This window comes from Streptomyces spongiae (assembly GCF_009377185.1).
Taxonomy (GTDB): Bacteria; Actinomycetota; Actinomycetes; order Streptomycetales; family Streptomycetaceae; genus Streptomyces; species Streptomyces spongiae.
The window spans coordinates 1-11,929 of record NZ_VJZC01000302.1 but is presented as its reverse complement, the minus strand read 5'-3'; the positions used below and the strand labels follow the sequence as shown (position 1 = coordinate 11,929).

Below are 11,929 nucleotides of genomic sequence, written 5' to 3'. Positions count from 1 at the left end.
CCCAAGAACACACCCCGGACCGGAAGAACCAGAACCCATGACCATCCGCGTGCTCCTCGCCGACGACCAGGCCCTCCTGCGGGCCACCTTCCGGATCCTGATCGACTCCTGCGACGACATGGAGGTGGTCGGCGAGGCCACGGACGGCGCCGAGGCGGTCGACCTGGCGCGCGTCCACCGTCCCGACGTCGTCCTGATGGACATCCGGATGCCGGGCACCGACGGTCTGTCCGCCACGACCACGATCTGCGCCGACCCGGAACTGTCGGGCACCCGGGTCCTCATCCTGACCACGTTCGAGATCGACGAGTACGTCGCCCAGGCGCTGCGCGCGGGAGCGAGCGGCTTCCTCGGCAAGGACGTCAGCGCCGACGCGCTGCTGGACGGCATCCGCACGGTGGCCTCCGGTGACTCGCTCCTCTCCCCCGGCGCCACGCGTTCCCTCATCACCCGCTTCCTCACCACCCCCGAGCCCAGCGCCCTGCTGGGCCCGCCCGACGCCCTCTCCGCCCTCACCACCCGCGAGCGCGAGGTGATGGCCCTGGCCGCCGAGGGGCTCTCCAACGACGAGATCGCCGGCAAGCTCGTCGTCAGCCCGCTGACCGTACGCACCCACGTCCACCGCGCCATGACGAAACTCGGCGCCCGCGACCGCGCCCAACTGGTCGTCATCGCCTACCAGTCGGGCCTCGTCCAGGCTCCACCGACCAGCTGACCCCTAGGGCTGGATACCGCCCGTCGTACCGCGTACAACGAGGCGCGGCGCGATCACCGTCTCCTTGCCGGAGGCGGCGGCCCCGTCACCCTCCACCCGCTCCACGGCCCGCCCCACCGCCAGCTCCGCGAGGCGACGGACGTCCTGGCCGACGGTGGTGAGGGAGATGTGCGCGAGACGGGCGAGGTGGCTGTCGTCGAACCCGACCACCGACATCTCGCCGGGCACGGCGACACGAGCGCGCAGCAGCACGTCGAGGACGCCGGTGGCGCAGCGGTCGTTGAAGGCGACGACGGCGGTGGGCCGGGGGCCGTCGCCGAGGAGGCTGCGCACGGCCGCGGCGCCGTCCTCCTCGGTCAGGCCGCCGGGCAGGACGCGGGTCCGGTCGCCGAGGCCGTGGTGGTTCATGGCGGTGCGGTAGCCGCGGCGCCGGTCCGCGGCGCCGGGCGCCCTGCCGCCGTCGATGTGGACGATGTCCCGGTGCCCGAGGGAGACGAGGTGGTCGACGGCCTGACGCGCGCCCTCGTCGTCGGCGGTGCGGACCACGTCCACACCGGGCACGGCCGGACGCAGCCGCCGGGCCACGGACACCACCGGCAACTGGGCGGCCAGCTCCGCGAGGCGTGGAGCTGGGGCCTGCGGGCCGAGCAGGATCAGTGCCTCGCACCGGTCGCCTAGCAGGCTCTCCACGGCGTGGCGCTCACCGCGGCTGGGGGCGACGGCGCTGAGGGCGATCTGGTAGCCGGCGGGCTCGGCGGCGGCGTAGACGCCCTCCACCAGGTCGGCGTGGAAGGGGTGTTGGAGGCCGAACTGCACACCGAGCAGCCGTGAGCGGTTGCTGCGCAGCAGCCGCGCGCGGGCGTCGGGCCGGTAGCCGATCTCCCGCGCCGCCTCCAGGACCCGCTCCCGGGTGCCGGCTCCGGCGCCCTTGGCCCCGCGCATCACGATGGAGACCAGCGCGACGGACACGCCGGCCCGCGCCGCCACGTCGGCGAGTGTGGGGCGCTTCCCCTCCGGGGGCCCGGGGGTCGGTGGCACCGCTGGCCTCTCTGCTCGATCCCGCTCTGCGCGATCCGCACTGCTCGGTCCGCTCCTCCAGCCGTCGATCGTAGACGAGACGGGACGCGGGAGAACACGCTGGTCGGAATTACTGCAACGTTCTAGTCACCGGCCCTCCGCAGCCTTGACAGGACGCCCCATGAGTGGCGTACTGCTGCACGGGCGCTAGAACGTTCTAGTCCCGGGTTCCAGAGGACCACAGAGAGGGAGCTTCGTGACGTACACACTGGCGGTCTGCGCCGAGATGGTCTTCCGCGACCTGCCCGTCGACGAGCGGGCCCGGCGCATCCATGACGCCGGGTTCCAGGTCGAGATCTGGGACTGGACCCGGCACGACCTCGACGCCCTGGCCCGTACACCCGCCGAGTTCTCCTCGATGACCGGCTACATCCGCGGCAGCCTCACCGACGAGGAGGGCGCGGCCGAACTCCTGCGCACCGCCGAGGAGTCGGTCAAGGCGGCCGAGCAGCTCGGCTGCCCCCGGCTGAATCTGCACGGCACCGGACTGGACGGCGAGGGTCTGCCCGTGGTGCCGGTGACGGGCGAGCCCTCCGGCCCGATGTGGATCGCGGCCCAGCGGACGCTCACCCGTGTCGCCGAGCTGGGCGAGAGCACCGGCCTCACCTTCACCCTGGAGAACCTGAACACGGCCGTGGACCACCCCGGGGTGCCGTTCGCGAAGGCCGCCGACACCCTGGCCCTGGTCGCCGCCGTGGACCGTCCCGGCCTGCGCATGAACCTGGACCTGTACCACGCGCAGATCGGCGAGGGGAACCTGATCGACCTGGTGCGCAGGGCCCACCGCTTGGGGCTGATCGGAGAGATCCAGGTCGCCGACGTACCGGGCCGCCGGGAGCCGGGCACCGGCGAGATCAACTACCCGGCCGTCGCCCGCGCTCTCACCGACCTCGGCTACGACGGCACGGTCGCCATGGAGGCCTGGGCCTCCGAGGACAGCGAACGCGCCCTGGAACGCTTCCGCACCGCGTTCATCCCGGCCTGATCCGCAGCGGCATCCACCGGCTTCCCACGCACGTACGTACGGAGAACCCGCATGACCACCCACCAGCCCCTCGCCGTCGGTCTCATCGGCGCCGGACGGATGGGCTCCTTCCACGCCGAGACCCTCGCCCACCGCCTCCCCGGCGTCCGGCTCGCCGCCCTGGCCGACCCGGCCGCGAGTGCCGCGCGGCGCCTCGGCGACCGGGTCGGCCGCCCGACGGCGTACACGGAGATCGGGGACCTGCTCGCCGACCCGCAGGTCGACGCCGTGGTGATCGCCACCCCGGCCCGTACCCACGCCGGTCTCGTGGAGGCGGCGGCGCGGGCGGGCAAGGCGGTGTACTGCGAGAAGCCCATGGCCGTCACCCTGGCGGAGGCCGACCGCGCCATCGCCGCGGCACGTGACGCGGGCGTTCCGCTCCAGGTGGGCTTCAACCGCCGCTACGACACCGGCTTCCGGGCCGCCCACGACAAGATCGCCGCCGGCGGCATCGGCACCCCCCACCTGCTGCGCTCACTCACCCGTGACCCGAGGCTGCACGACCCGTCGCCGATCCCGCCGTGGACGGTCTTCCTGGAGACCCTGATCCACGACTTCGACGTCCTGCGCTTCCTCAACCCGGGCGCCGAGCCGGTCGAGGTCTTCGCCTGGGCCGACGCCCTGGTCCGCCCCGACTTCAAGGACCGCGGCCTGCTCGACACCGCCGTGGTCACCGTCCGCTTCGACAACGGCGCCCTCGCCACCGCCGAGGCCGGCTTCCAGGCCGTGTACGGCTATGACGTACGCGGCGAGGTCTTCGGCTCGGCGGGCATGCTCACCCTGGGCGACCTCCGGCGCGGCCACCTCACCTCGTACGGCGCGGACGGCGTCGCCGCCGACTGCGTCACCTACGACCAGGACCTCTTCCGCGACGCGTACGTCGCCGAGCTCGCCGACTTCACCGACAGTGTCCGCACCGGCCGTACCCCGTCCGTCACCGGTGAGGACGCCCGAGCCGCCCTGACGATCGCCCTCGCCGCCGTCCGGTCGGTCCAGACGGGCGCTCCGGTCCGACTCGACGAGCTCAAGGACGAGTGAAGCCGACCGCACAGGTATCGAGCCCGCGTTCGATCTGTGGGCGGCTCCTACGCCAGGGCACGAAGGGGCGTCTCCTGCGTTCGACGCATCGTCAACAGGCGTTCCGGTTCGGCCACTCGATTTCGGTGTCCAAATCCCCAAAAGAGGTCCATTGTCTGGTGGCAGTACTCCGACGGGGGGAGCGCCGCAGTGGGGGACGCACATCTGCTCAGCAGGCTGGACCGGCTCGCGGGGAGCCTGGCCGGACTGAACGTACCGGGGGCCTCGCCGGTCTTCGTGGACCGGATCGAACAGCTGAGACAAGTACTGCAGCGCATGCGGCGGGTCAGCGCGGGCGAGCTCAGAATCGTGGCACTGGGTTCCAACGCCTCGCTGAAGTCGACCACGTTGCGCCTACTGCTGGGCCGTGACGACATCCTGGCGGTGGGCCCCGGGGCGGTCAGCGCGGTGGCCACGGAGCTGCGCCTCGTGCAGGCCGACGGGCCGGACACCGCCCCTGTCGTGTTCCACGCGGTGACGCTCACCGAGGAGGGAGCCCGCCGCCGCGCCAGGCGGATCCTCGGGGTCGAAGACGAGTACCTGTCGCTGGAGGAGATGGGCCGCCTGCCGCATCAGTACGCGTTCCTGGTGCAGGAGATGGCGGACGCGGCGCGGCGGCTCGGCCACAACACGACGATCCCCCTCACCGAGCTCGCGGGGCGCGGGGGTTCGATCACGTTCAACGACGGACCGGGCAGCGCCCTGATCGCCCGGGTGAGCGCCGAGGTGACGATCCCGGCGGACGAGTGGAAGCTGTCGTGGGCGGACGGCCGGACGGTCGTGCTCATCGACACGCCGGGCACCCGGAAGGGCAGCGTCCTGGAGGACGTGGTCATCGCGGAGATGGAGAGCCGCGCCCACATCGCGCTGCTCACCATGGCGTGCGGCGGCGGCGCCACCCTGGTCACACCCCGTGTGGCGCCCGACCCGCACTGCGTGTTCGTGACCACCCGGCTGGACGCGGTGGACAACCCGCACGACCCCAACTCCCTCCACACACTGGAGACGGCGGTCGCCGCCATCATGCGCGAACTGCGCGACGGCGGACGGCCGGGACGGGACGTACGGGTCGCGGCGACCAGCGGGCCCTGGGCCGCCGCCGACCCCGACGCCTGGCGTGCCTTCGACCCCAACAACGAGGGCATCTGGAAGACCGCGCAGGTGTCGAAGGAGCAGTGGGGCGGCGCCGCGTGGGATCCGTCCGGCGCGACCAACGGCGAGCTGCGCCGGGCTGTCGACGGCGCGCTGGCGGACGGCGGGGTCACCCATCTGCGGGGCCAGGTCGAGGCGTTGGCGAGCAAGGACACCGCGCACATCGACGCCCAGGAGTTCGACCACCTCGTACAGCAGGGTCTGGAGCTGTTCGTCGAGGCCGGGACGAGCCTGCCTTCCCTGGCCGACGCGTCCAAACAGCGGGAACAGGCGGCACGCGGCGACGCCCGTCCGCTGGCCGAACTGCGCCGCATCGCCCGGGAGCAGGCGGACATCGCGGTGTACTCCGCGGACGAGTGGTCGGAGGTCCGGCTGACGCTGACCCGGGGCGACGGCCCGAGCCCCTCCGACGTCGTCGAGCCTCTGAACCGCCTGGACGTCGCGGGCCTGACCGCCGACGCCCTCGCCGCGGCCCGGGTGGAGCTGGCCACGTTCCTGCGGGGCTGGTGGAAGTCGCACACGGACCGGCCCTTCGACCCCGCGCTGTTCACGGACGCCATGGAGTCCGGGCAGGCCACGGAGGACGCCGGGACACAGCTCGACACCATGGCCAAGCGGCTGCTGCACCAGCTGGCGGGGCGGCCACGGACCGGCGCGGCGGCACAGCGGCCCGCCAAGAGCACGTCGCTGCACTTCCGTCAGGTCGCCCGCGTACGCGAGGACCTCGCCCGGCTCCTGGAGCGCCGGCTCATCGACATGTTCGAGCCCGAGGTGGTGCGCACCCAGCGGGCCCTCAGCGATCTGCTGCACAAGCAGCGACTGGCCCTCGCGGGCAACCACGGTCCGATCGCCGTACTCAACGTGATCGGGGCGGAGTTGCAGCAGCTGTCGACGGCGAGGACCGGCGGTGCGGAGTGAGCCGCCGCTGGAGCTCTACGGCCGGGCGGGCGCCACTGCGGGGCTGGTGCTGCGCCGGGGCACGGTCCCGGGGCGCATAGAGCGGGTCGACGTCCTCGACGGCTCGGCGGTGGTGAGTACGACGACACTCACGCCGCCCGTCGACGGCGCGTCGCAGGACGCGGTGCTGGACCTCACCCCGTGGCGGCGCACCCCGGCCCACCCGCTCGTGGTCGTCCTCTTCCGCCGCCACCAGCCGGCCTCGCGCCGTCCCGCGCCCCTCGCGCGCAGCAGCTTCCGGCTCCACCCAGGAAAGATCGGAGTTCCTCCCATGTCCCAGGCCACGCCCGACGGTGCCACCGCGCCGGTGGAGGGCCCCGACCTCATCAGCGCCTCCTTCGACTTCGGTACCAGCCGGGCGGTGTGCGGCGTGTTCGACCGCCGCCGGGTCAGCGACGACGACGCGGCCCTGCCGTCGGTCGGCACGGAGCGGGCGAGGCGGCTGCTGCCACCGCAGTTGATCCCCGTCGGGGACAGCTCGGACCCCGCTCAGGAGATCGAGGACCGTACGATCGGCGTGCCGCTCGTCCGGGCCGCCGCGTGGCGGGAGGTCTTCGGCTGCGCACCGCTCGATGTGCACCACCTCAGTCACACCCGGCCGCGCAGCAGCGACCTGGTGGTGAGCGGCGGCACCGTGGACTTCGCCTCGGACGCCACCGGTGAGCGGATCCGCGGCGTCAAGCGCGCTCTCGCCGACCTCGACATGGAGGTGGCGGGGACCGGGCTGCGGGGCCGCGACCTGTTCCGTCAGGTGTACGCGCGGTTCGCCCAGCTGGTGGCGTCGGAGCTCGAACTGCCGCACGCCATCAACACGTTGAGCGTCACCTTCCCGGCCAAGCTTCCCCCGGACAAGCGCGACGACCTCCTCGCGGAGCTGCGCCCGCTCGCGGGCAAGGTCGAAATGAACATCGACGAGGCGGTCGCCGCGGCCGGGTTCTCGATGATGAAGCGCTTCGGCATGGATCCCCTGCTCGGCGTCGAGGCGTTCACCCTTCAGGCCCGCTGTCCCGAGGGCGGCCGGGCCTGGGAGGACCCCGACGGCAGCTGGGGGGAGGCACACGCCTGGCACGAGAACCTCCTCGTCGTCGACCTCGGGGGCGGCACCACGGACGTCGCCCTGGTGAAGGTGGCCGTGGTGGACGCGACCCCTGCGGGTGCCGGTAGGAGTCCGGGTCGCTTCTACCAGCTGCAGCCCCAGGTACTGGCCTCGGGCGGCCGGCTGAACCTCGGCGGGGACCAGATCACCGCGGAGGTCTTCAAGCTGCTGCGCGAGAAGTTGGAGATCCGGCCGGGGGACACGCGCTTCAAGGGCGTGGAGAAGTCCACCGCGCGCCGTCAGCTGTTCAACGCCCTCTGGGAGGCGGCGGAGCAGGTCAAGACGCTCGGTCTCGCCTCGGCCGCGCCCGCCGCCGTACGGGTCGTCGTCACCGACCCGGGTTCCGCACCGGGCGACTCCCGTGCCGTACCCCTCGTCTGGCCCGCGCCCGACGGCGGGACGACGGCCGCGAAGCCGACAGCGACGGAGGTCACGGTCACCGCCGGGGAACTCGCCGAACGGGTGCGGGGACCGATCGCGCAGATCGCCTGGCTGGCCGGCGGCATCGCGCGCGGGGGCCTGGACACCCTGGGCAACGGCAGCCTGGAGGCGGTGGACCGGGTGCTCCTGTCGGGCGGCTCGATGCAGGCCGCGACGCTCCGCCGGGGCATCGAGGACGCCCTGCGCCAGCGGTTCAAGGACGACGGGATCGCCGCCACCTTCGAGGTGGAGTTCGATCCGGAGTTCACGAAGACGGGCACGGCTCTCGGAGCGGTCTACCTCGACGCCGTCGCCGACCTCAGCCCCAGCCCCGACGACCCGAACATCATCTCCGAACTCCAGCGCGGCACCTCGTTCCTGGACGTGGACGCCAGTCGCCTCCATGTGAACCTGGCGGCGGACTTCCACCTGCGCGAGAGCACCAGCGGGCTCGGCGACGTGCCCGTCTTCCGGCGCGGTCAGCGTCTGGTGCTCGAACCGGGCGGCCGGGCCTACGCCACCAGCCCCGACACGTACCTCGTGCGCGCGACGCTCGACATCCACCGCTTCGACGTCTCCAAGGGCGACCTGGGCGACTCGAAGACGGGATGGGCCAGCAGCTCCATGCTGCAGGACGAGGCCGACGAGCTGGGCGCGTCGGGTGTGACGGTCCGTTTCGAGATCGACCAGGACGAGCGGATCACCCTGCTGCTGTGCCAGAGCGAGCCGAGCCTGCTTCTGGAGGGCCAGGGCGTCGACACCGGTCACGTCCCCGAGGGGCTGGTCGTCCCACCGGTCGAGGAGGGCGGGCTCCCCACCGTCCGCTACGCCCTGTACGACAACGTGTACCAGGTCGGCGTCGGGGTGCAGAGGGACCGCGAGCCACTGGTCCACGCGGGAACGCCCATCCCGCCGGGCGGGCTGCTCCGGGTGTTCGGCGCGCGTCGCACCACCCTCTACTGGAAGCCGGACGGGCCGGCGCCCGAGGGGCCGCACCGGGAGTTCGGCACGATCACGGACGTGCCCCGCGGACACATCTACCTGTCCCTGGACACGGCGGGACGGCTGCGGTTCCACACGGAGCGGCCCGCGTGGCGTACGGTCGCCCGGCCCCTCGACCTGCTCACCGCGGAACCCGGCCACGTGTACCAGGAGGTCATGCAGTCGGGCGTGGCCTACGACGAGAGCAAGGACCCCTTCAGTGGCACTCTCTGAGACCGGCCTGGCGCGGTCCTTGCGGGAGGACCTCGCGACGGTGCTGGGCACCCCGGTCGAACCGGCGGACCTCGTACCCCGGCCGGACGGCGCGGCGGCGCCCCTGCTCGGTCTCCTCGCGGTCGCCGCGCCGGCCGTCCGCCAGATCGCGTGCCGGCTCCTGACGGAGTGGGTGCGCGCGGGGACGGCGGAGCACGGGGACGCCCCGCGGCTGTGGGCGCCGCTGGCCCTGGAGGTTCCGGCGCTGCGGGCGGGCGGCGAGCCGCTGCTGCCGGGGCTGACGCTCGAAGCGCTGCCCCGCGGGCTGCCCCCGCGGCAGGCGCTGGAGCAGTTGCTGCCGACCGCGGCCGCGCTCGCCGGTGCCATGCGGCGGGTGGTGCTGGTCGACCGCGCGCAGGCCGCGTCCATGCCCGGCTGGACGGCCCGGCTGCGACTGCTGGCCGAGTACGAGACGCTCGGCCCGGCCGAGAAGGCGACCGCCGACCCCGGCGCCTGGGCCGTGGCGGCACACCAGCTGACCGCGTCGGTGTTCGTCCCCGAGGCGGCGGAGGGCAGCGTCTGGTCCCTGCTCGTCGCGGCCGCCCAGGAACAGGCCCTGGCGGCGCTCGGCGAACTGGGCGAGGCGGAGGAGGGCGAGGGCGAGCTGGACCGGCGCGGCTCGGCCGACTTCACCGCGCTGGTCGACATGGAACGCAGCGCCACCCTGGACGACCACGTGTCCCGCTCCGGGAACGTACTGCAGGTCGTGCGGCTGCCCCGCAGGCGCGGCGACCGGCTGGACAAGGCCGTGGTCCTCCTCGCTCCCCGGGGCGGCGCATGAGCGTGCTGCCCCTGTACGTGCTGGCCGACCGGTCCGGTTCGATGGCGGAGACAGCCGGTCGGGGCACGGCGATCGACGTGGTGAACACGGTGCTGCGCGACCTGCTGGTACGGCTCGCCAAGGACCCCACCATCCAACGGGCCACGCGGCTTTCGGTGATCTCCTTCGCGGACGACGCCCGGGTCGAACTGCCGCTGACCCGGCTGTCGTCCACGACGTCGGTGCCGGAGCTGGACGCCTCCGGGCCCACCTCGTTCGCCACGGTCTTCGAGACCACGGCCGAGGCCGTCGTCCGGGACCTGGCGGCGCTCGGACCGTCGCGTCCCCCGCTGGTCTTCATGCTCACCGACGGCCGCCCGACCGCCCACCGCGACCGGACGCGGGGCTGGAGCGCGGAGCACGGTGCACTGCTGGCGAGCGCGGGCGAGGGGCGCCGGGTGCTGCTGGTCCCGTACGGCTACGGACGGGTGGACGAGGGGGCGCTGGCGGCGATCGCCTCCGACCCGAGCGCCGCCTATCTGGCAGGGCGTAGCGATTCGCCGGCCCAGGCGATCGAACGGTTCGCGGAGCTGGTGTTCGGCTCGGTGGCACGGAGCGTGGCGATGGATTCCGAGCAGGTGGTGCCGCCAGCGGGCACGGTCCGCCCTTATGACGAGGACTACTGATGCCGGACCTGCCGACCGTGGACGCGATGGACCAGCCCTGGTACGAGCCGCCGCTGTTCACCGGGGACGCCGAGGCCGCGTTGCCGCTGCTCGCCTACGACGGCGGGCAGACGGGATCGGTGACGGTACGGGCGGGCTGGTCGGCGGCCGAGACGTGCCGGCCCCGGGACAACTGCAACGACGCCTACGCGCTGTGGTCGGACGCGCCGACGGGTGTCTGCTTCCTGGCCGTCGCGGACGGTGTCGGGCGCTCCGACGACGCGGGGCGGGCGGCGCGCGCGGCGGCCCGCGTCGCCGTGTCGGCGTTCCGGGCGCGCTGGCTGCACGACCCGGTGCAGTCCGGCGAGGAGCTGGACAAGACCGTCGCCTGGGTGTTCCGCGACGTGGAGTCCACGCTTGCCGACCTGTCGAAACGGCGGGCCGGCGGCGAGTCGTACGCGCCGGACTTCCGTTCGACGCTGGTGGTGGCGGCGCTGCGCACGGACGTGCCGCCCGGCGGCGGTGTGCCGGTCGTGGTGGCCAGGGTCGGCGACTCCACCGCGTGGCGGGTGAGCGCCGACATGCTGGAGCCGGTGTTCGGCGGCACGTCCGACGAGTTGGGCCTCACGGCCGCTCTCCCCGGCAATCTCACCGCGTTGGAAGGAGTCCGGCTGCGGATCACGGACGGCGAGGTACTGGCGCTGACGACGGACGGACTGGCACGCGACGGGAGGGACGAGCCGGTGCGGGCCTTCCTGGGGCGGCTGTGGGCCGCCCCGCCGACGCCTCTGGAGTTCCTCGGTTCCCTGGCGGTACGCCGCAACGACCGTGACGACGACCGGGCCGCGGCGGTGGTGTGGTTCGGCCACTACGAGACGGCCGACCGCTCCGGGCCCCGGCCGGGGTGAGTCCTGTTGGACGCTGTTCCCTGGTGGTGGCTGGTGGGCGCGGTCGCCGCCGCCCAGGTGCTCGCCGAGGTCCCCCGGCGGTGGCTCGCCCGGCTCGCGGCCGGTGCTCGCCGGGACTCCTCCGTGCTGGTGGAGCTGCGCGTCCGGCTGCGCGCCGCCGAGGACGCGGAGCGGCGTGGGCGCCTGGCGGCGGGGGCCGCTGGGCTGTGCCGCGGGCGGCGCCGGGCGCGGTGGCGGCTGGCCGCGGGGTATCCGGTGCTCGCCCTGCTGTGGGGCGGCGCCCAGGCGGCCTGCTGGCACTGGCAGGTGAACGCGGACTGGGGCGGGGGTACGGAAGGCGGGGGCACGGGATCGGACGACCGGGTGGCCGTCGTCGCGGCGGTGGCGGGCGGCGTCCTGCTGGTCCTGCTGTGGGCGGTGCTCCGGTTCGCGCGTGAGCCGGCCGCCCTCGACCGGGCGGTCGCCCACCTCGTGTACCTGTCCGTGGGCACGGTGCTGGTGGCCGCGGTGATGCGGGCCGACGGGCCGGCCGGAACCACGGCCTGTGTTCTGGTCGTCGCCTTCTCCCCCGCGGTACGACGGGTCGTGGCCACCGCTGCGCGACGCGCCCCACGACGGCCGCTCCAGGCCGAGGCCCGCACCGTCGTGGACGAGATCGACCCACCCGCACCGCCGAAGGCCACACCACCCGCACCGCGGCGCAATGGCCGAGAGGGCAACGGACAAGCACCGAAAGGGAGGCCGGCACCCGTGCCCCGCAGCCACCCGCTGATCGATCTCCTCCCGCAGACCGACCTGGTGATCGACCCACCGCGCCCCGGCCC

The 11,929-nt window shown here is 73.5% G+C and carries 9 protein-coding genes and 1 pseudogene; 9 read left to right on the top strand and 1 reads right to left on the bottom strand.

Translation table 11 applies throughout. From position 1 onward, the window contains the following. Positions 1–37: 37 nt before the first annotated feature. Positions 38–715, top strand: coding sequence for a response regulator transcription factor (locus FNH08_RS31190; protein ID WP_152774874.1), 678 nt, complete (start codon positions 38–40; stop codon positions 713–715). A gap of 3 nt (positions 716–718) precedes the next feature. Here FNH08_RS31190 and FNH08_RS31185 read toward each other — a convergent pair whose 3' ends face one another. Further along, a complete protein-coding gene (locus FNH08_RS31185) occupies positions 719–1,753 on the bottom strand; it encodes a LacI family DNA-binding transcriptional regulator (RefSeq protein ID WP_322725817.1) in 1,035 nt (344 codons plus the stop codon). A 235-nt stretch (positions 1,754–1,988) separates the two neighbouring features. On the opposite strand from FNH08_RS31185, the gene FNH08_RS31180 reads away from it, so the two are divergent. From FNH08_RS31180 to FNH08_RS31145, 8 genes and pseudogenes are all read left to right on the top strand, one after another. Beyond that, complete coding sequence (locus tag FNH08_RS31180) at positions 1,989–2,777, top strand: TIM barrel protein (RefSeq protein ID WP_322725816.1); 789 nt, start codon at positions 1,989–1,991, stop codon at positions 2,775–2,777. Positions 2,778–2,828: 51 nt separating this feature from the next. After that, a complete protein-coding gene (locus FNH08_RS31175; protein WP_152774873.1) occupies positions 2,829–3,854 on the top strand; it encodes a Gfo/Idh/MocA family oxidoreductase in 1,026 nt (341 codons plus the stop codon). Between the two features lie 189 nt (positions 3,855–4,043). Then, entirely contained in the window at positions 4,044–5,963 is a 1,920-nt protein-coding gene (locus tag FNH08_RS31170; protein ID WP_152774872.1) for a P-loop NTPase family protein, read from the top strand. Next, positions 5,953–8,733 (top strand): acetate and sugar kinases/Hsc70/actin family protein, encoded by a 2,781-nt coding sequence (locus tag FNH08_RS31165; RefSeq protein ID WP_152774871.1) that lies wholly within the window; start codon positions 5,953–5,955, stop codon positions 8,731–8,733. Before FNH08_RS31170 ends, FNH08_RS31165 begins: the two co-directional genes overlap by 11 nt. After that, complete coding sequence (locus tag FNH08_RS31160; protein WP_152774870.1) at positions 8,720–9,553, top strand: hypothetical protein; 834 nt, start codon at positions 8,720–8,722, stop codon at positions 9,551–9,553. The genes FNH08_RS31165 and FNH08_RS31160 overlap by 14 nt, the downstream gene beginning before the upstream one ends. Continuing rightward, positions 9,550–10,218, top strand: a complete 669-nt coding sequence (locus FNH08_RS31155) for a vWA domain-containing protein (protein WP_152774869.1) — start codon at positions 9,550–9,552, stop codon at positions 10,216–10,218. Before FNH08_RS31160 ends, FNH08_RS31155 begins: the two co-directional genes overlap by 4 nt. Then, on the top strand, positions 10,218–11,105 hold the full coding sequence (locus FNH08_RS31150) for a protein phosphatase 2C domain-containing protein (RefSeq protein ID WP_152774868.1): 888 nt from the start codon (positions 10,218–10,220) through the stop codon (positions 11,103–11,105). Before FNH08_RS31155 ends, FNH08_RS31150 begins: the two co-directional genes overlap by 1 nt. A 6-nt stretch (positions 11,106–11,111) precedes the next feature. Next, positions 11,112–11,929 (top strand): annotated as a pseudogene (locus FNH08_RS31145) (hypothetical protein); the annotation flags it as partial.

Bases quoted from the DNA above. Each gene is read 5' to 3' on its own strand.
- FNH08_RS31190 (WP_152774874.1), top strand. From the start codon at position 38: ATGACCATCCGCGTGCTCCTCGCCGACGACCAGGCCCTCCTGCGGGCC.
- FNH08_RS31155 (WP_152774869.1), top strand. From the start codon at position 9,550: ATGAGCGTGCTGCCCCTGTACGTGCTGGCCGACCGGTCCGGTTCGATG.
- FNH08_RS31175 (WP_152774873.1), top strand. From the start codon at position 2,829: ATGACCACCCACCAGCCCCTCGCCGTCGGTCTCATCGGCGCCGGACGG.
- FNH08_RS31150 (WP_152774868.1), top strand. From the start codon at position 10,218: ATGCCGGACCTGCCGACCGTGGACGCGATGGACCAGCCCTGGTACGAG.